The sequence below is a fragment of the Pseudomonas sp. lyk4-R2A-8 genome, from assembly GCF_030209095.1.
GTDB classification, from domain to species: Bacteria; Pseudomonadota; Gammaproteobacteria; order Pseudomonadales; family Pseudomonadaceae; genus Aquipseudomonas; species Aquipseudomonas quebecensis.
Genome location: NZ_JARVSS010000022.1, coordinates 124,923 through 147,567, shown reverse-complemented (window position 1 = coordinate 147,567; position 22,645 = coordinate 124,923). Strand labels below are relative to the sequence as shown.

Here is a 22,645-nt window from a genome sequence, read left to right as displayed (position 1 = left end):
TTTTGTTGAATATGGAGCGGGAAACGAGACTCGAACTCGCGACCCCGACCTTGGCAAGGTCGTGCTCTACCAACTGAGCTATTCCCGCAAATGGCGTCCCCTAGGGGACTCGAACCCCTGTTACCGCCGTGAAAGGGCGGTGTCCTAGGCCACTAGACGAAGGGGACACGCTACTGAAACACATGGTGTGTGTTCCAGTGCCCAGAGGCCGCATCCGAAGATGGGTCCTGGTTTCACTCAGTGCCACCCGAGGGCAACACTGCTTAAAAATTGGAGCGGGAAACGAGACTCGAACTCGCGACCCCGACCTTGGCAAGGTCGTGCTCTACCAACTGAGCTATTCCCGCATTGGCGTCCCCTAGGGGACTCGAACCCCTGTTACCGCCGTGAAAGGGCGGTGTCCTAGGCCACTAGACGAAGGGGACACACGTACAACATTCACTCCCTACCGCGTGTCGCTGTGTGCTTTACGCTGTAAGTGGCGCGCATTCTATGGATGGATTGAAAGGTCGTCAACCCCCAAGCATAAATTTATTTAAATCAATGACTTCGCCCCCCTTTAGCGCCCCGCGAGGGGATTTGGCGCGTCCGTGCCTTGACGCCTATATTCTGGCGTTCGACAAAACGCTATAGTTCACCTGAACAAATGATGGCAATGTGCATCCATGCGGCGAGCATCCATCTATATAGGAAGCACTCATCCAGGGAACGAGGCGACAACTGGTCGATAAGACCTATCCGCCGCAAGGTCCAGTCACTACACTCCACTGTAAACCCTATAAAGAGGTCACACCGGTGACACCACTCATGATCACCCTGCTGGTAATAGCCGGGATCGCAATACTGATCGCCATTGGCTATATGAACCACGTGGTGGAAAACAACAAGCTGGAAAAGAAGCGCGTCGAGATCGAACTCAATGATCGTCTGCGTCGTTGCGGTGAGATCACTGAGACGTTCCCTGGCCAGCTGATGAATCCGGCGCTCAAACTGCTGCTCACCCGCCTGGAACTCAACGTCAACCAGCGCTTGTTGAACCTCAACAAAACCAATGCAGCGCTCAAGGCACGCATCGCCGAGTTGAGTGCACTGGTAGCCCAGGGCGAATCCATTCCAGTCAATAACCCACCCGCGCCGATCCAGACCGAAGCCAAGGCCAAGGATGTCCGCTTCCTGCTCGAGGCCCTGCACGGCCAGGTCACTCGCGCCGCTCAGGACGGCTACCTGCCGGCCAGTGAAGCCAAGCACTGGATCAGGGAAATCCGCCACATTCTGGTGCTGCTGCACATCGAATTCTTCAATAACCTCGGCCAGCATGCCCTGCAGCAAGGCCAGCCGGGCCAGGCGCGCCTGGCCTTCGAGCGTGGCGTGCAGTACTTGCGCAAGCAGCCGGAACCGGCGTTCTACAGCGCACAGCTGCAGATGCTGGAATCGCAGCTGGCCCGCGCCAACTCCACCGTGCTGACCAATAGCAAGCCCGCCGAAGACGAGGTCAATGAATTGACCGAAGGCTTGAAAGTGGTCGACGCCGATGCCGAGTGGAAAAAGAAAGTCATCTACGACTGATGTCCCCTCCCCGCCTGGCGAACGCCTGTTCGCCAGATGCCATCACTTTGCATCTATCCCTGCACCCCTGACTCGCGTAAAAAAGTGCCCCTCACTCCACGAAGTTAGAGGCCTGCTATGCCTGTTGCCGTGATTGATGGACAAGCGCTGCATTATCTCGACCAGGGCTCGGGGCCCGTCGTCCTGCTGGGGTCCAGTTACCTGTGGAGCCTCGACATGTGGGCGCCGCAGATCGAAGCCCTGTCGCAACAGTACCGCGTGATCGTGCCCGAGCTATGGGGCCATGGCGATTCCGGGCCATTGCCCTCTCAAACCCATTCCCTCGACGACCTCGCGCGCCAGGGCTTGGCACTGCTGGACCACCTGGACATCCCACGCGTCAACCTGGCGGGCCTGTCGGTCGGCGGCATGTGGGGCGCGCGCCTGGCATTGCTGGCCCCTGAGCGCGTCAACAGCCTGGTGCTGATGGACACCTACCTGGGCGCCGAGCCCGAGGCCACGCGCCAATACTATTTCTCGTTGTTCAAGATGATCGAAGAAGCCGGCGCCATTCCCGAGCCGTTGCTGGATGTAATCGCACCGATCTTCTTCCGTCCGGGTATCGATCGCGAATCAGCGCTGTACCGCAATTTTCGCGAGTCGCTGCAAACGTTTCCCAGGGAGCGCCTGCTGGACAGCATCGTGCCGCTGGGTCGAGCGATCTTCAGTCGCGAGGATATTCTCAGCCAGTTACCGCAGCTGGACAGTGACACCACGCTGGTCATGTGTGGTGAGCAGGACACGCCGCGCCCCCCGGCGGAGTCTGAAGAAATGGCCGATCTGATCGGTTGCAGCGTGATCCTGATTCCGCACGCCGGGCATATCTCTTCGCGGGAAAACCCGGAGTTCGTCAACGAAGCGCTGCTGACCTTCCTCGCCAACCACGCCTGAGTGCCCTTGGCTTTGATCGTGGCCGTGGCCGCGATCAAAGCCGAAAGTGCCCGACCATCCCCTTGAGTTCGGCGCCCAACCGCGCCAACTGGATGCTCGACGCGGCGTTACCCTGCATGCTCAACGCCGATTGATCGGCACTCGCACGAATGCTGGTGACACTGCGGTTGATCTCTTCGGCCACCGAGCTCTGCTGCTCGGCGGCGGCGGCGATCTGCTGGTTCATCTGCTGGATCAGCGACACCGCCACCGCGATGCTGCCCAGGGCGCTTTCGGTTTCCAACGCATCGCTGACCGCCAGCTTCACCAACTCGCCACTGTGTTGAATCTGCTGCACCGATGCCTGCGCGGCGCTGCGCAAGGTGCTGACCAGCCGCTCGATCTCTTCCGTCGATTGCTGTGTACGCTTGGCCAGCGCCCGTACTTCGTCGGCCACCACCGCGAACCCCCGGCCCTGTTCGCCCGCGCGCGCGGCCTCGATGGCGGCGTTCAACGCCAGCAGGTTGGTCTGCTCGGCCACACTTTTGATCACACTCAACACTGTGCCGATGTGCTGGATCTCTGCACTCAGGCTTTCGATGCTGGCGCTGGCCCCGGTGCTGGAGGTGGCCAGTAATTCGATGCGCTGCAAACTCTGGCGCACCACCTGCTGTCCACTGTCGACTTTTTCATCAGCGGTCTGGGCAGCCTGCGCTGCCTCTTCGGCGTTGCGTGCCACATCATGCACGGTAGCGGTCATCTGGTTCATCGCCGTGGCAACCTGCTCGGTCTCTTCCTTCTGGCTGCTGACCTCGACGTTGGTCTGTTCGGTAACGCTGGACAACGAATGCGCGGAGCTGGCCAATTGTTCGATACCAGCCTGCAGCCCACTGACCATGTGGCTCAACCCACTGCTCATCTGTTGCATGGCCTGCATCAGTTGGCCGATTTCATCGCGGCGGTCGACCTCCATTCGACCGCTCAAATCGCCGTCGGCGATGCGCTGTGCCACCGCGATCGCGCTGCGCAGAGGCGCCACGATCAAGCGGGTAATCACCCAGGCGGCCACCAACCCCACCAGCAACGCCAAGGCCGACGAGCCGATGATCAGCAGCGCGCTTTTCTTCAACTGCGCCTGCATCGACACGTCCTCGGCACCATAGGCCTGGTCGACCCGACTGACCACTTGCTCCGCACGATCATGCAGTTGCTTGTAGACCGTCTTTTCCTGAGCCAGCAGGCCGGTGTACTCGCCAAGTTTTTCAGTGAAGGCGGCGATATGCCCCGAGACTTCGCCGAGTACGGTCTGGTAACCCGGGTCCTTGACCGAAGCCTTCAATTGCTCGGCCTGGGCCAGTGCCTGATCGGCCTGCTCGATCTTGCCTTGCTCGGTGTTGTCTTCGTCGACTTTACGACTCTGGTCCAGGCGCACATGGGCTTCGTTCATGGCTTGCAGCATCAGGCGCGACACCTGGCTGACCTGCCCCGCCTGCTCGATGAATTCGGCGCCCTCCTTGCCCTGGCTTTCCTTGAGCCCATAAGCGCCGTCATCGGCCAGGCCGGCCTGCAGCACATCCAGGTTATTGGCGACGCTGGACACCGACCAACTCGCCATTTCCAGCGCCAGGTCCTTGGCCTGGGTCAGCTCGACAAATTCGTCAAACGCCTTGCGATACGCCGCCAGCGCCTGCTCGACATCGGTCATGGCCGGCACGTTGGCGGCGGATTGAGCTTTAAGGCTGGTTGCCTGAGCGGCCAGCGCATCCACGGCCTCATGCAACGCGTCGACCGCTTTGGGGTCGGCATGCAAGGCGTAGTCCTGTTCGATCAAGCGCACCTTGAGCAAACCGCTGTTGAGCGAAGACATAGCCTTCAGCCCCTCGAAACGTTGCCCGACGGTTTGCAGCGACCACACGCCAATGGCCGCCACCACCGCCGTCAGCAGCAGTACCAGGATGAAACCCAAGCCTAGCTTTTTCGCCATGCCCAGGTTGGCGAAACGTCGTTGCACGCCCGAAATCATTGCACGTGATCCTCTTGCAATGGCAGATGCCATCAAGCCCGGTTGACTGGAAGCGAGAGTCGCAACGACTGAGGCCTGAACACAAGTCACTGACGCCGCAATAATGGCAAAAAGCTACAAACCCGTCGTTTTCAGAACCGTCGAGGTCGATCTGGCGGGCCCCATGGCGCGCAGCAACGCCAGCGCCCGCTGATCAGCAGCATAGGCTACATTGATGCGCAGCCACTCACTGTATTCACCCGTGGGGTTGAACAGTGCCCCAGGCGAGAGCAACACGCCGAGCCGACGCGCGCACGCCTGCAGCCGCGAGTGGTCCGCCGCACCGGGCCGCGCCCACAGGAACATGCCGCCGGCGGGCACCGCGAACACCTCCCACTCTTCGTCTTCGAGCACCTGCAGTGTGGCGGCCATCTCCATGCTCAGACGCTTGCGCAGGCGCTGCACCCATTTGCGGTACGTGCCATTGGCCAGCAGAGTGCCCACCACCGCTTCGGCAAACCGCGAAGTGCCCAAGCCCGTCAAGGTCTTGAGGCTGGCCAGTTGGGTGACAAGCGTCGCACTCGCGCACAGGTAGCCCACGCGCAAGGCGCTGCTCAAGGTCTTGGAAAAACTCGCGACGTAAATCACCCGCCCCTCGTGGGGCAAGGCCGCCAGTCGCGTGCAGCTGGGGTGCTGCAAGTCGCCGAAGACGTCCTCTTCAATGATCAGAAAGTTCTCGCGGCGGGCCAGTTCCAGTAAGCGCTCGGCCACCGCACGGCACAGGCTGGAGCCGGTGGGGTTGTGATACAGGCTGTGGACGAACAGGCACTTGGGCCGGTGATGCTGCAATAGGGCTTCTAGCGCCGCGATATCCGGCCCGCCTGGGGTGCGCGGAACTTCGAGCAGTTGCACGCCGTGGAAGGCCAGTTGTCGGTAGAGGTTGCCGTACCCGGGCGTTTCCACCACGACACTGTCACCGGCCTTGAGCAGCACGCGTATCAGCAGGTCCTGGGCATGGCTGGCGCCGGCAGTGGTCAGGATGCAATCGACGCGAGTGGCGATGTGAATCCGGGTCAGGCGCCTGAGCAATTGCTCACGCAGCGCAGGCAGGCCCAGGGGCGTGCTGTAGTTGAACAGGCCGGCGGTGTCGGTGCGGGTCACTTCACGAATCGCGTAGCTGATGTCATCGCTTTCATGCCAGGCATCCGGCAGCCAACCGCAGCCCAGCTTCAATTCACCCAACGGGTTGTCGGCAAACGCGCCCCACGTCAGCTCGGCGCCTTCATACCATTGGCATTCAGTGGTGACCGGTGGTTGTGCCACCACGAATCCCGCGCCTTGCCGATGCGCCAGCACGCCTTGAGCGACCATGCGCTCGAAGGCTTCGATCACATTGGACTGGCTGAGCAGGTTATCCAGGGCCAACTGCCGAACGGACGGCAAGCGTGTCCCGGGGCTGACCTGGTTGTTACGAATCCATTGAGCCACGGCCGTGACGATTTGCTGCACCACCGGTACAAGGGCTTGTCGATCGATCCCTAAATCCATGAGCCACTCACTTCAACTGTTTGTTTTCAACTCAACGAGTTAAGCACAGAAGCAGGTGATGGCCGGCCGCTAAGATTTATTAAAGTATTGATTTTATTGGATAATTTACCTTGTGATACACATTCGCACACGGCGTTGTGCCAGCTCTGGAAAAGCCCCACAGCGCCCCAGACGTTTTCGAACCGTGCGCGGCATGCGGTCTTAGATGGCGGTCGCGCCTCCGTCCACCGCCAATGCTTGGCCGGTGGTGAATGCCGCCCCATCGCTGCACAAGTAGAGCACCGCGCTGGCGATTTCCTCGACCTTGCCGATACGCCCCACCGGGTGCATTGCTGCAGCATAATCGGCCTTGCGCGGGTCGGCCTCATAGGCGCGTCGGAACATATCGGTATCGATCACCGCCGGGCAAACGGCATTCACGCGGATTTTCTTCTTCGCGTACTCGATGGCAGCCGACTTGGTCAGGCCGATCACCGCATGTTTAGACGCGGCATAAATGCTCATCTTCGGTGCCGCCCCCAAGCCCGCCACCGACGCGGTGTTGACGATGGCACCGCCACCCTGGGCCAACAGCAGCGGCAACTGGTGCTTCATGCACAGCCATACGCCTTTGACGTTAACGCCCATGATGGCGTCGAACTCCTCCAGGCTGCCGTCGGCGAGCTTGCCCTTTTCGATTTCGATACCGGCGTTATTGAACGCGTAGTCCAGACGCCCATAGGCCGCCAGCGTCTGCGCCATCAACTGCTGCACCTCGGCTTCCACGGTCACGTTGCAGCGCACGAACAATGCTTCGCCACCGGCCTGGCGGATCAGCGAGACGGTCTCCTCGCCGCCCACCACGTCCAGGTCGGCCACCACGACTTTCAAACCTTCGGCGGCGAACGCCAGGGCGGTGGCGCGGCCGATACCCGCGGCGGCGCCGGTGACCAAGGCGACCTGGCCGGAAAACGTCATGCTCATGCAGGGGTGTCCTTCTGGAGGATTTAAGCGTGGCTCGAGTCTAGCCAAGGTTGCGCAGCCTGCGTCAGCACTATCAAAAGGCCGGTTGGCGCTGTATGAACCGCAGTGATAAAGCCTGTGTATCCACCATCAATGCAGCCTATCGAGGAGCATTCGCACACTTCGCTGCGCTTGCCCACCGGCCATTCAAGGTCTATCACTGAGGCTTCCTTTCCAAAGAGTCCCTGCCATGACCGCCCAGACCAACCGCCAGTTCCTGCTTGCCAAACGCCCGGTCGGCGCCGCCACGCGGGATACCTTCACTTATCAGGAAGTCCCGGTGGGCACGCCCCAGGACGGCCAAGTGCTGGTGCATAACGAATACCTGTCCCTCGACCCGGCCATGCGCGGCTGGATGAATGAAGGCAAGTCCTACATCCCCCCGGTCGGCATCGGCGAAGTGATGCGCGCACTGGGCGTAGGCAAAGTGATTGCGTCGAACCATCCGAAATTTGCCGTCGGCGATTACGTAAACGGTGCCCTGGGTGTGCAGGATTACTTCCTCGGCGAGCCGCGTGGTTTTTATAAGGTCGACCCGACAGTGGCGCCGTTGCCGCGCTACCTGTCCGCCCTGGGCATGACCGGCATGACCGCCTACTTCGCCCTGCTGGAGACCGGCGCGCCAAAGGCCGGCGAGACCGTGGTGATCTCCGGGGCCGCCGGTGCCGTGGGCAGCATCGCCGGCCAGATCGCCAAGCTCAAAGGCTGCCGGGTGGTGGGCATCGCCGGTGGCGCCGACAAGTGCGCTTTCCTGGTGAATGAGCTGGGTTTCGATGCGGCCATCGACTACAAACACGAAGACGTACCCGCCGCCCTCAAGCGCGAGTGCCCCAAGGGCGTGGATGTGTATTTCGATAACGTCGGCGGCGATATTCTCGACGCGGTGCTCAGCCGCCTGGCGTTGAAGGCTCGCGTGGTGATCTGCGGCGCAATCAGCCAGTACAACAACAAGGAAGCGGTCAAAGGCCCGGCCAACTACTTGTCACTGTTGGTCAACCGCGCGCGAATGGAAGGCTTTGTGGTGATGGATCACGCCGCGCACTTCGCCGCCGCCGGGCAGGAAATGGCCGCCTGGATGGCGCAGGGCAAGCTCAAGAGCAAGGAAGATATCGTCGAGGGGCTGGAGACGTTCCCGGAAACACTGATGAAGCTGTTCAACGGTGATAACTTCGGCAAGTTGGTGCTGAAGGTCTAAGCGCACTGGCCAAAAAAAACGCCTGCATCCCGTTGGTTCAGGATGCAGGCGTTCTCGTCAGTGACTCGCGCTCGGCGTGATCAGGCGATCTCGGCAACCACTGCCGCCAGCGCCTTGGCCGGATCCGCCGCCTGGCTGATCGGACGGCCGATCACCAGGTAGTCGGAACCGGCGTCCAGTGCCTGACGCGGGGTCAGGATGCGGCGCTGGTCGTCCTGGGCGCTGCCCGCCGGGCGGATGCCGGGGGTAACCAGTTGCAGGGACGGGTGCGCGGCCTTCAACGCCTGGGCCTCCAGCGCCGAGCACACCAGGCCGTCGAGGCCGGCTTTCTGCGCCAGGGCCGCCAGGCGCAACACCTGCTCCTGAGGCTCGATGTCCAGGCCGATTGCGGCCAGGTCCTCGCGCTCCATGCTGGTCAGCACGGTCACACCGATCAGCAGCGGTTTGGGGCCGCTGCGCTGTTCCAGCACTTCACGGCACGCGCTCATCATGCGCAGGCCGCCGGAGCAATGCACGTTGACCATCCACACGCCCATTTCAGCCGCAGCCTTGACCGCCATGGCGGTAGTGTTGGGGATATCGTGGAATTTCAGGTCCAGGAACACCTCGAAGCCTTTGTCACGCAGGGTGCCGACGATTTCCGCAGCGCAACTGGTGAACAATTCCTTGCCGACCTTGACCCGGCAAAGCTTTGGGTCCAACTGGTCAGCCAGCTTCAGTGCGGCGTCACGGGTGGGGTAATCCAGGGCGACGATGATAGGAGTCTGGCAGGCGGACATTGGAATAGGCTCTCAGGCAAGTCGAAATCGGCGCGGATTGTAGCGCAAGCGACGCCATTGCGGGATCCGATGATCGGTAAATACTGACCAAGCGTGCTCTGACGGGCATTCGGGGCATATATTTCAAAGTCGATACATTCAAGACACGCCCCCAACACGCCCCGCCGCTAGCCTCGCTCGCACGACCCTGCGACCTGCACTACCAGCCATGGGGCTGGGCGCCTATGCTGACCGCAACCACCTGGCAGATGACCGCATTATGCAAACCCCTTGCGCCCCTGTGAACGACGAGCAAAAAGGTCCGGCGAGCGCCGATGACAAGCGCTGGACCACCCGCGCGCTGGTGGTCGACGACGATGTGCCGATTCGTGAACTGCTGATCGATTACCTGGCGCGCTTCAGTATTCTGGCCACCGGCGTCAACGACGGTGCCGAGATGCGCCAGGCCATGCACGCCGAAACCTTTGACGTGGTGGTGCTCGATCTGATGCTGCCGGGCGAGGATGGCCTGTCGCTGTGCCGCTGGCTGCGGGCAGAGTCGGATATTCCGATTCTGATGCTGACCGCGCGCTGCGAACCCACGGACCGCATCATCGGGCTGGAATTGGGAGCCGACGACTACATGTCCAAGCCCTTCGAGCCGCGCGAGCTGGTGGCGCGCATCCAGACCATTCTGCGCCGCGTGCGCGACGACCGCAGTGAGCAGCGTGCCAATATTCGCTTTGACACCTGGCGCCTGAACAGCGTGCTGCGCCAGCTGGTGGCCGACGACGGGTTGGTGGTGCCGCTGTCCAACGCCGAATTCCGCCTGCTTTGGGTATTCATCGAGCGTCCGCGCCGGGTACTGAGCCGTGAACAACTGCTGGATGCCGCGCGCGGGCGGTCCATAGAGGCATTCGATCGCAGCATCGACCTGCTGGTCTCGCGCCTGCGGCAGAAACTCGGGGATGACCCCAAGGCGCCGCAGTTGATCAAGACCGTGCGGGGCGAAGGCTACCTGTTCGACGCGCGGGACATCGGCTGATGCGCGGCCCCTTCAATACGCTGTTTGGTCGGCTGTTCGGCGTGTTGCTGGTGGCCATTGTGCTGGCCCACGTGCTGGGGTTCTTTTGGTTCCACCACTATGGCCCGCCCCCGCCGCCGCCCGAAGAGACTTTTGTAGAGCAGCCGGACGGCACGATGAAACCGCTGCCCAGGCATAAACGCTCCTGGTTCGGCGGCCCGGTGGTGCCGCTGACGTTTCAATTCATCTCGCTGATCGTCGCCGCCTGGTACGGCGCCAAGCTGCTCAGTCGGCCGATCCAGCGCCTGAGTGAAGCCGCCGAACGCTTGAGCCTGGACCTCGACAGCCCGCCGCTCAACGAGTCCGGCCCGCTGGAAGCACAACAAGCCGCGTCGACCTTCAACCTGATGCAGCGGCGTATCCGCGAGCAGGTCAGCCAACGCGCGCGCATGCTCGGGGCCGTTTCCCATGACCTGCGCACGCCGTTGTCTCGCCTCAAGCTGCGCCTGGAGCAGATTGAAGACACCCGGCTCCAGGGCCAGATGCGCCAGGACCTGGACGACATGATCGGTATGCTTGATGCGACCTTGAGTTATCTGCACGAACAACGCACCAGCGAAACCCGGCACTGGCTGGACGTGCAGGCGCTGGTGGAATCGATCAGCGAAAACGCCCAAGACCAGGGCTGCGACGTGCAATTTGCCGGCACCTGCGCGCCGCTTCAAGTGCAACCGATGGCCTTGCGCTCCTGCCTTAACAACTTGATCGATAACGCCCTGCGCTACGCAGGAACGGCGCTTGTGGACCTGCAGGACAGCCGTGAAGCGCTGGTCATCCGCGTCATCGACCACGGCCCCGGAATCGCCACGGACAAACGCGAAGCGGTGTTCGAACCGTTCTTTCGCCTGGAAGGCTCACGCAACCGCAACTCCGGCGGCGTCGGCCTGGGCATGACGATTGCCAAGCAGGCCGTGGAACGCCTGGGCGGCCGCTTGAGCCTGGAGGAAACACCCGGCGGCGGCTTGACCGCAGTGATGCGGTTGCCCAGGGCTTAAAGCGCCTTGTCGTCCCGACGACCCTGTGCCTGGGTCGCGCTCCAGTCCATCAACAGGCTGTAGGCCACGGCGAGCAGGGTCGGGCCGATGAACAGGCCGATAAAACCAAAGGCGATCAAGCCGCCGAACACGCCCAGCAGCACGATCACCAACGGCAGGTTTCCACCACGGCTGATCAGGTAAGGCTTGAGCACGTTGTCCACGCCGCTGATGACGAACGTGCCCCACACGCCGAGGAATACCGCGTAGGTGTAATCGCCCTTCCACGCCAGCCAGGCCGTGGCCGGAATCCATACCAACGGCGGGCCCATGGGAATCAGGCTGAGCAGGAAGGTCACGATGCCCAGCACCAGCGCGCCCGGCACGCCCGCGATCAGGAAGCCGATAAGCGCGAGCACCGCCTGGGCGGCAGCGGTGCCGATCACACCATTGACCACACGCTGCACCGTGCCGGCCACCAATTCGATGTAGTAGCCGGCGCGATCACCGATCAGGCGCTCCAGCAAACGGTGGACGAACATCGCCAGGCGCGGCCCGTCGCGGTAGAAAAAGAACACGAAGACCAGGCTCAAGGTCAGCTCCAGAATCCCGCCGCCGATCTGCGCACTGCGTGCCAGCAGCCAGTTGCCGACCTGTCCCAGGTACGGCTTGAGGCTGACCATCAGCGCCACGCCCTGCTGGTCGATGCTGTCCCACATCGCCACCAGCCGCTCACCCACCAAAGGGATCGAACCCAGCCATGTCGGCGCCTCGGGCAAGCCATCGACCTGGATATCCTTGATCAACGCCACGGCATCGCGCACATGGTCCGCCAGATTGAACCCCAGCCACACCAGCGGCACTGCCACCAGCAGCATCCAACCCAAGGTCAGAATGGCGGCGGCCAGCGACTCACGACCGCCCAGCCAGCGCGTCAACAACACCATCAAAGGCCAACTGGCGAACGCCAGCACCGCGCCCCAGAACAGCGCCGACCAGAACGGCGCCATCACCCAGAAGCTGGCACCAAATAGCACCAGCAGCAGGATTTGCACCAGCAGGCGATCGTTATTGAGCATGGGGTATCTCTGAAAAAAGGAGGCTGTAGGAAGAAAGCTTAGGCGAACGGCGCGGGTCCGTTCGCCCGGTACCGGTCAGCGTATCAGATGCACATGCAGACCTTTGGTTTCACTGCTGCCGCTCTCCATGCGCGCAGCGCGCACGCCCTTGTCGACCAGCGCCTGGCGCCAGGCTTCGGCGTTCGGTCCGCTCAGGCTCACGCGTAGGGTGGTGTCGAGGTTCAAGCCACGGGAAATAAGGGTCAGCCAGGTATCGTCCGGCTCATCGCTCAATGCGGGGAAGTCCAGCTCGCCGGTGCTTTTCAGCTCGCGCAGCAGGGTGGCCGACGTGGGCAGCAGGTTGCCCAACGGGTTGCCGGCGTCCAGTTGCTCCACATGCAGGTACGCGCGGCGATTACCACGGGTGATGCCATACAGGGCCACCAGTGAATTGGCCTGTGGCTCGGCCAGGCGCAGCAGCAGGTACTCCTGCTGGCTGTCGGCCCCCACCAGCTTGGCGTTGCCGAAGATCTCATTGGCCCATAGGCTGCTTTCACCGCAGTCACGGGCCTGGCACCAGAACAGCAACTGCGCGCCCTGGGCCTGCAACGCCTCGCGCGTGGCGGTGAAGGCCGCACTGGAGGAGTGTTCGGGAGGCAATTCATAGGTAATGGCAGTGGCCCGGCCCCGCGCGATGGCCTGGCCTTCGTAACGCAGCTGGCCGCTGATCTTGCGGATGGCGCCCAGGGGATAGATGCGTTCCTTTTCTTCAGCGGGGCGATAATCGACGATCTGCGCGTCGACCTGGCGGGCCACGGCGGGCAAGTCCTGGCTGCCCGGTACGTCGGCGGCGAACACCAGTGGGCTGAACGCGCACAACCCCAGCAGACGGATGCAGTCGTTACGCAGGCTCATCGGACAGGTAAGCCCTGGCCATTGAAGATTGCCGCGGTTTTAAGCTCGGTGTTGAAATTGCGCATGGTTGACTCCCTTTCAATCCGCCCAGCCTCGGCAGTTGACCGCCCCAAGTCAAGGCGCGGAGAAGAACCGATTGAAACAGTCTGCAACAAGGACCGCGCCGGACTCATCATTCAGGTGTAAATGATGGCCGCCCGGCAGCGTCGTCACTGTAAAGGGTAGCTCGGAAAGCAATTCGGGATGTTTCGCCAGCATGCCGTCGGCAGCCACCACCAATTGCGCAGGGCAATTGACTCGCCGTACGAAGGCCATGGCCTGGTCGTCGGTCAGACGCAGCGGTGAAGCCAGCGTCAGGCGACTGTCCGTGCGCCAGGTGTAACCGCCCGGTACCGGCATCAACCCACGCTGGGCCAGCAATTGTGCAGCTTCACGACTCACAGCCACCAAGCCCTTCATCCGGGCCTCGACTGCACGCTCCAGGGTGCCGTACACCGGTTTGCGTTTGTCCCGCAGGTTCAATTGCGCCTGCAACGCCATGCCCAGGCGCTCAGCCGCGTTCTCGCCAGGGGCAGTGGGCGGGATCACGCCGTCGATCAGGCCCAGGTGCGTGATGCGCTCAGGCAAGGCGCCGGCCAGCGTCAATGAGACAATGGCACCGAGGGAGTGGCCAAGTAATGCAAAACGTTTCCAGCCCAACTGTTCGGCCACTTGCAGCACATCGTAGACGTAATCCCACAGGGCGTAGCCAGCGCCCGGCGGGCGGTGCGCCGAGTGCCCGTGGCCGGCCATGTCCAGGGCCACGATGCGCAGCCCTGTCAACTTCGGCGCCAGGCGCGCGAAGCTGTTGGCATTGTCCAGCCAGCCATGCAGGGCGATGACCGGCACCCCGTCCTCGGGACCGAACAGATGGGCGGCCAACTCGATATGAGGCAGGCTCAGGCGCACTTCTTCGACCGGCGAGCTCATGCGCAGCTGCGCTCACGGGCGTCCCAGCGGGCAAACAGGGTTTTGATCAGGGTGGCGGTGTCCTGCGGGCGTTCCAGCGGGAACATATGGCCGCCGGGCATGGTGAGCATTTCCCCCAGGGGCAGGCGGCCGACGCCGCTGGCATGGTGACGCATCACCACGCGGCTCTGCCGGCCGCGCACCACCGCCAGCGGTACTTTCATCTGGCGCACCTGGCCGGGGCTGGTATGGGGTACACCACGGTAGATGCTGATCTCGGTGGCCGGGTCGAAGCGCAGGCGCAAGCGGTCGCCCACCGGTTGCAGGCCATGTTGCAGGTAGGCCTCGAAGCAGTCCGGGTCGAAGCCACGAAACAGGGTCTTGCCGGAGAAATAGCTGCGCGCGGCGTCCAGGTCGGCGAATTCCTCGCGCCGACCCAGGGTGCGCCCGGCCGGGGTGAGGCGGTCGATAAACCCGAAGCGCTTGGCGGCGCGGATCACCCAGCGGTCGGCGCGGGTCAGTACCGGAGAGTCGAGCATGACCACCCCGCGATACAGCTGCGGGCAACGCAGGGCGGAGTGCAAATGCAGCACGCCCCCCAGGGAATGGCCCACGCCCCATACCGGCTGCGGCTGTTGCTCCAAATGGTGGATAAGTTCATCCACCAGGTTGTGCCAGTTATCGTCCACCGGAAACCGTGGATCGTGACCATGCTGCGGCAGGTGCGCCACGGTATATTCCGGCGCCAGCGCGGCAAACAACTTGCCATAGGTAGCCGAAGGGAAGCCATTGGCGTGAGCGAAAAACACGTGCTGCGACATACCGGATCCATCTGCAATATCAGGACTTGATTGTCATCACGCACGGCCGGCACAGCAATGACTGTAACTGCCAGGAATGGTGACACTCACGCCACGCCTATCGGGCCGGTGGGTTCTCGCCCAGCGGCACCACCGCCATGGTCAGGCGCGATATGCATGTGGCCTTGCCTTCCTCGTTGCTCAGGCGAATGTCCCACACCTGGGTGCTGCGCCCGATATGCACAGCCCTGGCCACCGCCGTCACCCGGCCGCTGCGAACACCGCGCAGGTGGTTGGCATTCACTTCCAGGCCCACGCAGTAGTATTTGCTGGTGTCGACGCACAGGTAGGCCGCCATCGAGCCGATGCTCTCGGCCAGCACCACCGACGCGCCGCCGTGCAGCAGGCCGAAAGGTTGATGCGTGCGCGCGTCAACCACCATGCTCGCGGTCAGGGACTCGTCGTCGAAACTTTCGAAGCGGATATCCAGCAATTCACCGATGGTGTTTTTCTGGCTGGCGTTGAGGTGTTCGATATTCGGTTGGGTGCGCCACAGGCTCATGCAGGTGTCCTTTGGTGTTTTTATGATGACCCTAATCCTGCCACACAATCGTCTCGATGCGCGCGCTCCCGGCGTGTAAATGTGCGCCATAAGTCGCATCGATGATGCGGGTTAACGCAAGGAAGGCGCACCGCTAGGGGTTTTGCACGCTCACCAGCCTCATCGACCCCGCCAGCAAGAACTCGCCTTCCAACTGCGCCAGGCTGGCGGTGTACATCGGCTGCGGTTGGCGCCAATGGCCGTGCTGGAGGAAGCTGATCAAATTGCCCACCAACGGCTGATGGCTGACCAGCAGCACGTTCTGCTCGCCGTCGAGGTGGGCCAGCACTTGCCGCGGATCGCCTTCGGGCGTCAGCCACGGCACGGTGTCAATATCCGGCTCAAACCCCAGCGCCTCGCGCACCAGCTGAGCGGTTTGCTGCGCCCGTGTGTAAGGGCTGGCGATGATCGCGTCGAAGGGTTGGCCGATCAACCGTGCGGCGCTGCGCAGCACCTCTGCGCGGCCATGCTCGGTGAGGTTGCGTTCGGCGTCGGTGCGCACCTGGCTTTCGGCCTCACCGTGACGCAGGATCCACAGCTTCACAATTTCGGCTCTTCATCGCGCACCGGGTGCGGCGCCGCCGGCACGCTGTGGGGCGCCTCGCCTTCGGGTGCGCGTGGCGCCGGCCAGTCGGCGAACGGCCAGGGCTTTTGCTCGGTATGAAAGCTGCCGAACCGGCCGATCTGTGCAAGGAACTGGCTGAGGCTGTCGCCAAAATTCATCAGGCCCAGGTTCGGCGCGCCGTAGATCAGGCGATAAACCAGTTGCACCACTACCAGCGCACCGAGCAGGAACTGCGCCACCTGCCAGACCAGGGCGAACACCAGCATCCACAGGATGCGCAGGCCGATGGATTCGTACTTGGGAGCAGCTTTGGGATCGTTCATGGTGCGTTCCTCAGTTGAAACCACTGGTGGAAATAAAGTCGACATCGGTTTTGGGCTCGGCCCGCATCAGCAGCTCGATCACTTGGTCCAAGGTGCGCCCTTCAAACAGGATAGCGTGCAACCCGGCGACCAACGGCATGTACACCCCGGCCTCCTGAGCCTTGGCCTTGAGAACCTTGAGCGTGTTGACCCCTTCGGCCACTTCGCCCAGGCGCGTGACCGCCTCATCCAGGCTCAAGCCCTGGCCCAGCGCAAACCCCACCTGATAATTGCGGCTTTTGGGCGAGGAGCAGGTGACGATCAGATCGCCCACGCCGGCCAGCCCGAGGAACGTCATAGGGTTGGCGCCCTGGTTCACCGCGAAGCGGGTCATTTCCGCCAGGGCGCGGGTGATCAGCATGCTCTTGGTGTTTTCCCCCATGCCCAACGCCACCGCCATGCCGGCGATGATCGCGTAGACGTTTTTCAACGCGCCGCCCAATTCGACACCAAAACGGTCGCTGCTGGCATAAACGCGGAACGTGCGACCATGCAGCACCGCCTGGACACGCTCGCAGAGCGCTTCGTCGGCGCTGGCCACCACGGTAGCGGTCAGCGCGTGCTCGGCCACCTCCCGCGCCAGGTTCGGCCCGGACAGCACACCAATGCGCGCCTGGGGCGCGATTTCTTCAAGGATCTCGCTCATCAACTTGAAGGTCTGCGCTTCGATGCCCTTGGTCAGGCTGACCAGCAGCTTGCCCGCGAGACGCTCGGCATGGGGCGCCAGCACCGTGCGCAAGGCGCTGGACGGCAGCGCGACGAAGCACAGCTCGCAGTCCGTGAGGGTGGCCAACAGATCGGTGACCGGCTCGACTGCCGGGTGAATCTTGATGCCTTTGAGGTAACGGGGGTTTTCGCGGTGTACACGAATGGCCTCGGCCTGCTCGGGATCACGCATCCACTGGCGCACCGCATGGCCGTTCTCGGCCAGCAGGTTTGCCACGGCGGTCCCAAAACTTCCGCCTCCCAGGACCGCAATAGGGCGCTGTTGAGTCATATGCAATCCGTTAATCCATACCAGTGGCGATGGCGGCATTATACGGAGCGACCCGCCTGCGGCCAGCCCCCCTGTCGATTCGCGCGCTTGTCGGAAAATGCCACGGGTAGGTGAAGTAATTGCAGGGGCGACGACTGGCAAATGGCCGCGCCTCGGTTAACATGGGCGGCTATCCGTCATGATCAAGGCCGCACCGTGCATCTGCGCCCTCCTCCCCGTTCGTCTCTTCTGCTGATGCTGCTGATGCTGCTGTGCAGCAGTGCTGCACTGGCTGACGACTTGTTCCTCGACAGCCAGCCGCTGCCGCAGGTATTGACCGCCACGCGCCTCAAGCAGTCGGCCGCCGCCGTGCCCGGCAGCATGACGGTGATCGACAGCGAATTGATCAAGGCCAGCGGTGCGCGCGACATCAGCGAGCTGCTGCGCCTGGTGCCCGGCATGATGGTCGGCTACACCACCGGCAACCAGGCGGCGGTAAACTACCACGGCACCAGCGCCAGCGACGCCCGGCGCATGCAGGTGTTGATCGACGGCCGCTCGGTATACCGCGCAGGCCTGGCCACAGTGGACTGGAGCGATATTCCGGTGGCCATGGAAGATATCGAGCGCATCGAGGTGTTCCGTGGCCCCAACACCGTCAGCTACGGCGCCAATGCCTTGATGGCGGTGGTCAATATCCTCACGCGCTCACCGGCCAACAGCCATGGCTCGCGGGTCAAAGTGATTCGCGGCGAGCGCGGCATCAACGACTTCTATGCCAGCCAGGGCGCGGGCTGGGAAACCGGCGACCTGCGCCTGTCGCTGTCCGGGCAACAAGATGATGGCTTCGACAGCGATGCCGCCGGTGCCGACCGCCGCGATGGCCGTCGCCTCAACCGCTTCAGCCTGGCCGTAAGCCAGACCTTGAATACGCAGCAGAGCATCGACTGGCAACTGGATGCGAAGGAAGGCACCAACCAGCGCCCTTACACCTACAGCCCGGTCTTCGCCGGCATTACCGAGGGCGGTACCAATTCCGACGTCACGTCCAAGGACTACGCCGGTTCCCTGCGCTGGAATTTCGACTTCAACCCGGAACACAGTTTGTATATCCAGGGCTCCGCTCAACGGTGGGACCGCCGGCAGATCTGGAAAGCCTGCGACGCCAAGGTCTCGTTCAGCCCGGAACTGACCCAGCTGTGGCAACTGAACCCCAATTACGCGGAAAAGCTGGCCCGGCATATGGACACCTACAGCCAGGGCAGCGCCCCGCCAGGCAGCGCCGCCGAGCAGGCGCTGGCCAACCAGGTGCTGGACCAATGGCGCAACGGCGCCAACCAGAGCGTATGCGGCGACATCGACCAGAGCACCCGGGAAAGCCGCTACGACCTGGAGATTCAGGACACCCTCAGCCTGTCCGACAGCCTGCGCCTGGTCAGTGGCATGAACTATCGCTATGACCGTGCCGACTCCGACACCTATTTCAACGGCACCCTGGACGACACCACCTGGCGCCTGTTCGGCCAGTTGGAATGGCGCGCCAGCGAACACTGGTTGCTGCAGGGTGGCGCCATGTATGAAGACACTCACCTGAGCGGCAATTCGCTGACGCCCCGGGTGGCGGTCAACTACCTGATCAACCCGCGTCACGGCCTGCGCGCGGTGTACTCCGAGGCGATCCGCTCGCCGGACATGTTCGAGAACAACGTCAACTGGAGCTACCGCGTCACTAACTTGAGCTCGCCGGCGTTCGGACAAAGCTCCGCGCAATACTTCGTAAAAACACGTGGCCCCGGCAACCTCGATAAAGAGCTGATGCGCTCACGGGAATTGGGTTACAACGGGTTTTTCGCCGACATCGGCCTGAATATGGACGTGAAGCTGTTCTATGACGAGATCACCGACATGATCAGCTCGCCGCTGCGCAATAACCAATACATCGCCAGCAACGCCAACAGTTCGCGGTTCACCGGCGCCGAAACCCAATTGGACTGGCGCGTCAGCAACGCCGACCGCCTGCGCCTGACCTATGCGTACGTCGACGCCACCGCCAGCAACCCCAGGGACAAGGCGCAAACCGCACGCAACAGTGGCTCGGCCGGCTGGCTGCGTGAATGGGGTCGCGGCTGGTCCAGCGCGCTGTTCTACTATGGCGACGACGCCCTCAACCAGTACCGCTTCGAACGGGTCGACCTGCGCGTGGCCAAACGCATTGCCTTGGGCAAAGCCAATGTGGAACTGGCCGGCATGCTGCAGCAGCGCCTCGACGACCAGCCCACCACATGGGCCGACAACACCTACGACCAGCGCCACGTGCTGTACTTCAGTGCGGAGCTGGAGTTCTAGCATGGCCGCCCCGTCACGGATGACCTTCTCCTTCATCTCCGCGCTCTGGCGCCGCTGTTCGTTGCTGGCGTGCCTGCTGCTGGCTGCACCGGCATGGGCCGCCGAGGTATTGCTGACGGCCGCCGAAGACAGTGACGGGGTGCAGGCCTTTACTCAGGCCCTGGCGCGGCAACGCCCCGAAGACCATGTGACGTTTACCCCGCTCAAAGACTTACCCGCGCCCGGCCGCCTGCCCGCCAGCACACGCTTGATCCTGCTCGACCTGCCCAGTCTCGACTGGCGCCTGCAGGACGATCAGGGCCCACCGACGCTGGTGCTGCGCATCAGCCGGCTGCAGGCACATCAGCACCCGGGCGCTGCACAACATGCCCATGTCAGCCTGCTATGGAGCGACCCGCCGCTGGCGCGCCAGCTGCGCCTGATTACGCGCATCCTGCCCCAGGCACGCCGGATCGGCGTTCTGTATGGCGCCGAAAGCGAGTTCCTGCTGCCCGAACTGCGTCAGCATGCCGCCCCCCTGAACTTGGAAATCGTGCCCCAGCGCTGGGACAACACCAGCGACAGTCGCCCTCTGCAAAGCCTGTTCAGGAACAGCGACGTACTGCTGGGCCTGGATGACCCACAGCTGTACAACCCGAAAACCGCAAAAAACCTGTTGTTGAGCAGCTACGCCCAGCAACTGCCGCTGGTGGGCCCCAACGCCGGCTTTGTGCGGGCCGGCAGCCTGGCCAGCACTTACAGCGACCAGACCGACTGGCTGGCGGTACTCGACCGTTTGCTCGACCATGCCCCCGCCAACTGGCCGCGCTCGGTGTACCCGGACCATTTCAAAGTGGTGGGCAATGCCCAAGTGGCGCGCTCGCTGGGGATCGAACAGGTCGATGAAGCCCAGGTCGCGGCGCAACTGGCCGAAGGAGAAAAACGCCCATGACCCTGCGCCGTCGTTGGGACATCAATACCCGCACCCAGCTCATTACCCTGGGCCCGGCGCTGGTGCTGACATTGCTGCTGATCAGCTTCTTTACCTTCGTGCGCATCCAGGACCTGCGCCAGGAGCTGGACCACACCGGGCAACTGATCGCCAACCAGTTGGCGCCGGCCACTGAATATGGGGTGATTTCCGGCAACACCGACGTGCTCGAGAGCCTGCTGCGCGCCACGCTGGCGACGCCTCATGTACGTTTCCTGGAGATTCAGGACAGCACCGAGAATATTCTGGTGTACGTCGAACAGCCTTCGGAAAAACATGATCGCTCGCTGTCGGTAAAAGTGTTCCAGGCGCCGATTCGCCTGCAGCATATCCAGCTGGGCAACGACTTTTTTCAGGACAACCTCAACGAAACCAAGGCGCCGCGTGCCGACTACCTGGGTCGGGTCATCGTCGGTATGTCCAACGATGCGTTCAGCCAGCGCCAGCAGGAGATCCTGCTCAAGGCCGGCATCCTGGCGCTGTTCACGCTGCTGTTTACCTTCCTGCTGGCCCGGCGCCTGGCCGCCAGCCTGTCACAGCCGATCAGCGCCATGGGCACTGCGGTAAAAGCTATCCAGCAGGGCCACTACAAGACCGCACTGCCGATCGTGGACGACTCGGAGCTGGGCGATCTGTCGCGGCATATCAACAACCTGGCCGAAGGCCTCAACCAGGCCAGTCGCGAACAACAGCAGGCCATGGCCCAATTGATCCAGACCCGCGAAGAGGCCGAGCGCGCGAATAACGCCAAATCGGATTTCCTGGCCATGATGAGCCATGAATTGCGCACTCCGATGAACGGCGTGCTGGGCATGCTGCAGTTGCTGGAAACCACCGAGATGACCGAGGAACAGACCGAATATGCGGCGCTGGCCTCCGAATCCACCGAGCATTTGCTCAAGGTGATCAACGACATCCTCGATTTCTCGCGCATCGAACGTGCGGCCCTGGAGCTGGAACATATCCCCTTCAACCTGGCCGACCTGATCAACAGCTGCGCCCAAGCCTTCCAGCACAGCGCCCAGCAGCGCGGGCTGGCGCTGCGACTGCCGATCCCGCCGGGCATGGAGGCGCTGCGGGTGCGGGGCGACCCCACGCGTATCCGGCAGATTCTGGTGAACCTGATCGGCAACGCATTGAAGTTCACCGAGCAGGGCAGCGTGAGCGTCGAACCCCATTGGCAGACCCTCGACCATGAGCTGGTGTGGTTTACCTGCACCGTGCGCGACAGCGGAATCGGAATTTGCGCCGAACGCCTGGAACTGATGTTCGATGCGTTCCAGCAAGCCGACAGCTCCATATCCAGGCGCTACGGCGGCACGGGCCTGGGCCTGCCCATCGCGCGTACGCTGGCCGAACGCATGGGCGGCACACTGCGCGCCCAGAGTGAAGAAGGCCGTGGCTCGGTGTTTACCCTTGAGCTCCCGCTGGCCATCGACCAGCACAGCCTGCCCTCCGCTCCCCCCGATGCCGAGCGCAAAGGCGCCGCCGGCGAAGGCCGTCACGTGCTGCTGGTGGAGGACAATCCGGTCAACCGCACCGTGGTGGAAGCCATGCTGCGCAGCCTCGGGTACGAGGTGAGCCTGGCCACCGACGGCGCCGAAGCCATCCGCAGCGCCGAAAGCCTGATTTTCACGGCGATCCTGATGGATTGCCGCCTGCCGCTGATCGATGGTTACGAAGCCACTCGGCAGATTCGCCGGTTACCCGGCTGCGCCGACCTGCCCATCATTGCCCTGACCGCCAACGCCTTGCAGGGCGACCGTGAAGCTTGCCTGGCGGCGGGAATGAACGATTACCTGGCCAAGCCGTTCAAACGTACCGATCTGCAGCAAATCCTGCAGCGCTGGGTGCAGTAATGCCGCGCGATGAGCCAACTGCGACTGGCGTGAAAGACGAAAGTGCGGCAGTCTTAGGCACCCAAATGGGCCCTTGAACGGGCCCGGTTTAACATTTCAGTGAACATGTGTACATTGAGTACCTTGACGCTGTGACTTTCACTACAACGCAATAGTCTATGTGTAGGCTGCCGACATGAGGCATGAACGCTTCATTCGGTTCGGGAA

Annotated in this window: 20 protein-coding genes, 4 tRNA genes and 1 pseudogene; 8 read left to right on the top strand and 17 right to left on the bottom strand. The window is 62.6% G+C overall.

What is annotated here, in order from left to right; translation table 11 throughout:
- Positions 1–12 precede the first annotated feature (12 nt).
- The 4 genes from QRN10_RS20425 to QRN10_RS20410 form a co-directional block, all read right to left on the bottom strand.
- Positions 13–88, bottom strand: a tRNA-Gly gene (locus tag QRN10_RS20425).
- Between the two features lie 3 nt (positions 89–91).
- A tRNA-Glu gene (locus tag QRN10_RS20420) sits at positions 92–167 on the bottom strand.
- Between the two features lie 104 nt (positions 168–271).
- Positions 272–347 (bottom strand) — tRNA-Gly (locus QRN10_RS20415).
- 2 nt (positions 348–349) lie between these two features.
- Positions 350–425, bottom strand: a tRNA-Glu gene (locus QRN10_RS20410).
- 370 nt (positions 426–795) lie between these two features.
- Between QRN10_RS20410 and QRN10_RS20405 the strand changes: the two genes are divergently transcribed.
- Together QRN10_RS20405 and QRN10_RS20400 are read left to right on the top strand one after the other, a co-directional pair.
- Complete coding sequence (locus tag QRN10_RS20405; protein WP_181079941.1) at positions 796–1,566, top strand: hypothetical protein; 771 nt, start codon at positions 796–798, stop codon at positions 1,564–1,566.
- A gap of 117 nt (positions 1,567–1,683) precedes the next feature.
- Positions 1,684–2,496 (top strand): alpha/beta fold hydrolase, encoded by an 813-nt coding sequence (locus QRN10_RS20400; RefSeq protein WP_285428999.1) that lies wholly within the window; start codon positions 1,684–1,686, stop codon positions 2,494–2,496.
- A gap of 34 nt (positions 2,497–2,530) precedes the next feature.
- On the opposite strand, the gene QRN10_RS25390 is transcribed toward QRN10_RS20400, so the two are convergent.
- From QRN10_RS25390 to QRN10_RS20385, 4 genes and pseudogenes are all read right to left on the bottom strand, one after another.
- Positions 2,531–3,235, bottom strand: a complete 705-nt coding sequence (locus QRN10_RS25390; protein ID WP_370694767.1) for a methyl-accepting chemotaxis protein — start codon at positions 3,233–3,235, stop codon at positions 2,531–2,533.
- A 204-nt stretch (positions 3,236–3,439) separates the two neighbouring features.
- A pseudogene (locus QRN10_RS25385) lies at positions 3,440–3,616 on the bottom strand (HAMP domain-containing protein); the annotation flags it as partial.
- Positions 3,617–4,612: 996 nt separating this feature from the next.
- Positions 4,613–6,025: an aminotransferase-like domain-containing protein gene (locus QRN10_RS20390; RefSeq protein ID WP_253511644.1), complete on the bottom strand. Its 1,413-nt coding sequence runs from the start codon at positions 6,023–6,025 to the stop codon at positions 4,613–4,615.
- A gap of 201 nt (positions 6,026–6,226) precedes the next feature.
- Positions 6,227–6,988 (bottom strand): SDR family oxidoreductase, encoded by a 762-nt coding sequence (locus QRN10_RS20385; RefSeq protein ID WP_181079945.1) that lies wholly within the window; start codon positions 6,986–6,988, stop codon positions 6,227–6,229.
- Positions 6,989–7,217: 229 nt separating this feature from the next.
- Between QRN10_RS20385 and QRN10_RS20380 the strand changes: the two genes are divergently transcribed.
- Positions 7,218–8,222 (top strand): NADP-dependent oxidoreductase, encoded by a 1,005-nt coding sequence (locus QRN10_RS20380; RefSeq protein WP_285428997.1) that lies wholly within the window; start codon positions 7,218–7,220, stop codon positions 8,220–8,222.
- An 80-nt stretch (positions 8,223–8,302) separates the two neighbouring features.
- On the opposite strand, the gene pyrF is transcribed toward QRN10_RS20380, so the two are convergent.
- Positions 8,303–9,001 carry an orotidine-5'-phosphate decarboxylase gene (gene pyrF, locus QRN10_RS20375; protein ID WP_181079947.1) on the bottom strand — a complete coding sequence of 233 codons (699 nt, stop codon included), beginning with the start codon at positions 8,999–9,001 and terminating at the stop codon, positions 8,303–8,305.
- Positions 9,002–9,260: 259 nt separating this feature from the next.
- Between pyrF and QRN10_RS20370 the strand changes: the two genes are divergently transcribed.
- Positions 9,261–10,025: a response regulator gene (locus tag QRN10_RS20370; protein ID WP_094066275.1), complete on the top strand. Its 765-nt coding sequence runs from the start codon at positions 9,261–9,263 to the stop codon at positions 10,023–10,025.
- Positions 10,025–11,059 carry a sensor histidine kinase gene (locus tag QRN10_RS20365; protein ID WP_285428995.1) on the top strand — a complete coding sequence of 345 codons (1,035 nt, stop codon included), beginning with the start codon at positions 10,025–10,027 and terminating at the stop codon, positions 11,057–11,059. The genes QRN10_RS20370 and QRN10_RS20365 overlap by 1 nt, the downstream gene beginning before the upstream one ends.
- On the opposite strand, the gene QRN10_RS20360 is transcribed toward QRN10_RS20365, so the two are convergent.
- From QRN10_RS20360 to QRN10_RS20325, 8 genes are all read right to left on the bottom strand, one after another.
- Positions 11,056–12,117: an AI-2E family transporter gene (locus QRN10_RS20360; protein ID WP_285428994.1), complete on the bottom strand. Its 1,062-nt coding sequence runs from the start codon at positions 12,115–12,117 to the stop codon at positions 11,056–11,058. The two genes, QRN10_RS20365 and QRN10_RS20360, sit on opposite strands and share 4 nt — an antisense overlap.
- 75 nt (positions 12,118–12,192) lie before the next feature.
- Complete coding sequence (locus QRN10_RS20355) at positions 12,193–13,011, bottom strand: DUF4892 domain-containing protein (RefSeq protein ID WP_181079951.1); 819 nt, start codon at positions 13,009–13,011, stop codon at positions 12,193–12,195.
- Positions 13,012–13,125: 114 nt separating this feature from the next.
- Complete coding sequence (locus tag QRN10_RS20350; RefSeq protein WP_285428993.1) at positions 13,126–13,980, bottom strand: alpha/beta hydrolase; 855 nt, start codon at positions 13,978–13,980, stop codon at positions 13,126–13,128.
- A complete protein-coding gene (locus QRN10_RS20345; protein WP_285428992.1) occupies positions 13,977–14,780 on the bottom strand; it encodes an alpha/beta fold hydrolase in 804 nt (267 codons plus the stop codon). Before QRN10_RS20345 ends, QRN10_RS20350 begins: the two co-directional genes overlap by 4 nt.
- 97 nt (positions 14,781–14,877) lie before the next feature.
- Positions 14,878–15,321 (bottom strand): hotdog fold thioesterase, encoded by a 444-nt coding sequence (locus QRN10_RS20340; RefSeq protein WP_285428991.1) that lies wholly within the window; start codon positions 15,319–15,321, stop codon positions 14,878–14,880.
- Positions 15,322–15,454: 133 nt separating this feature from the next.
- Positions 15,455–15,904, bottom strand: a complete 450-nt coding sequence (gene sixA / locus QRN10_RS20335; RefSeq protein WP_285428990.1) for a phosphohistidine phosphatase SixA — start codon at positions 15,902–15,904, stop codon at positions 15,455–15,457.
- Positions 15,901–16,248, bottom strand: a complete 348-nt coding sequence (locus QRN10_RS20330; RefSeq protein ID WP_253511633.1) for a DUF4389 domain-containing protein — start codon at positions 16,246–16,248, stop codon at positions 15,901–15,903. Before QRN10_RS20330 ends, sixA begins: the two co-directional genes overlap by 4 nt.
- A 10-nt stretch (positions 16,249–16,258) precedes the next feature.
- Entirely contained in the window at positions 16,259–17,284 is a 1,026-nt protein-coding gene (locus tag QRN10_RS20325; protein ID WP_181079957.1) for an NAD(P)H-dependent glycerol-3-phosphate dehydrogenase, read from the bottom strand.
- Positions 17,285–17,479: 195 nt separating this feature from the next.
- On the opposite strand from QRN10_RS20325, the gene QRN10_RS20320 reads away from it, so the two are divergent.
- From QRN10_RS20320 to QRN10_RS20310, 3 genes are read left to right on the top strand one after another with little or no spacing between them, the layout of a single operon-like run.
- On the top strand, positions 17,480–19,609 hold the full coding sequence (locus tag QRN10_RS20320; RefSeq protein WP_502941451.1) for a TonB-dependent receptor plug domain-containing protein: 2,130 nt from the start codon (positions 17,480–17,482) through the stop codon (positions 19,607–19,609).
- 1 nt (position 19,610) lies between these two features.
- Complete coding sequence (locus tag QRN10_RS20315) at positions 19,611–20,540, top strand: ABC transporter substrate-binding protein (protein ID WP_181079958.1); 930 nt, start codon at positions 19,611–19,613, stop codon at positions 20,538–20,540.
- Complete coding sequence (locus tag QRN10_RS20310; RefSeq protein WP_181079959.1) at positions 20,537–22,438, top strand: ATP-binding protein; 1,902 nt, start codon at positions 20,537–20,539, stop codon at positions 22,436–22,438. The genes QRN10_RS20315 and QRN10_RS20310 overlap by 4 nt, the downstream gene beginning before the upstream one ends.
- Positions 22,439–22,645: the final 207 nt, after the last annotated feature.

Coding starts and splice junctions, on each gene's coding strand:
- QRN10_RS20400 (WP_285428999.1), top strand. CDS start 1,684: ATGCCTGTTGCCGTGATTGATGGACAAGCGCTGCATTATCTCGACCAG.
- QRN10_RS25390 (WP_370694767.1), bottom strand. CDS start 3,235: ATGACCGCTACCGTGCATGATGTGGCACGCAACGCCGAAGAGGCAGCG.
- QRN10_RS20390 (WP_253511644.1), bottom strand. CDS start 6,025: ATGGATTTAGGGATCGATCGACAAGCCCTTGTACCGGTGGTGCAGCAA.
- QRN10_RS20385 (WP_181079945.1), bottom strand. CDS start 6,988: ATGAGCATGACGTTTTCCGGCCAGGTCGCCTTGGTCACCGGCGCCGCC.
- QRN10_RS20380 (WP_285428997.1), top strand. CDS start 7,218: ATGACCGCCCAGACCAACCGCCAGTTCCTGCTTGCCAAACGCCCGGTC.
- pyrF (WP_181079947.1), bottom strand. CDS start 9,001: ATGTCCGCCTGCCAGACTCCTATCATCGTCGCCCTGGATTACCCCACC.
- QRN10_RS20370 (WP_094066275.1), top strand. CDS start 9,261: ATGCAAACCCCTTGCGCCCCTGTGAACGACGAGCAAAAAGGTCCGGCG.
- QRN10_RS20365 (WP_285428995.1), top strand. CDS start 10,025: ATGCGCGGCCCCTTCAATACGCTGTTTGGTCGGCTGTTCGGCGTGTTG.
- QRN10_RS20360 (WP_285428994.1), bottom strand. CDS start 12,117: ATGCTCAATAACGATCGCCTGCTGGTGCAAATCCTGCTGCTGGTGCTA.
- QRN10_RS20355 (WP_181079951.1), bottom strand. CDS start 13,011: ATGAGCCTGCGTAACGACTGCATCCGTCTGCTGGGGTTGTGCGCGTTC.
- QRN10_RS20350 (WP_285428993.1), bottom strand. CDS start 13,980: ATGAGCTCGCCGGTCGAAGAAGTGCGCCTGAGCCTGCCTCATATCGAG.
- QRN10_RS20345 (WP_285428992.1), bottom strand. CDS start 14,780: ATGTCGCAGCACGTGTTTTTCGCTCACGCCAATGGCTTCCCTTCGGCT.
- QRN10_RS20340 (WP_285428991.1), bottom strand. CDS start 15,321: ATGAGCCTGTGGCGCACCCAACCGAATATCGAACACCTCAACGCCAGC.
- QRN10_RS20330 (WP_253511633.1), bottom strand. CDS start 16,248: ATGAACGATCCCAAAGCTGCTCCCAAGTACGAATCCATCGGCCTGCGC.
- QRN10_RS20325 (WP_181079957.1), bottom strand. CDS start 17,284: ATGACTCAACAGCGCCCTATTGCGGTCCTGGGAGGCGGAAGTTTTGGG.
- QRN10_RS20315 (WP_181079958.1), top strand. CDS start 19,611: ATGGCCGCCCCGTCACGGATGACCTTCTCCTTCATCTCCGCGCTCTGG.
- QRN10_RS20310 (WP_181079959.1), top strand. CDS start 20,537: ATGACCCTGCGCCGTCGTTGGGACATCAATACCCGCACCCAGCTCATT.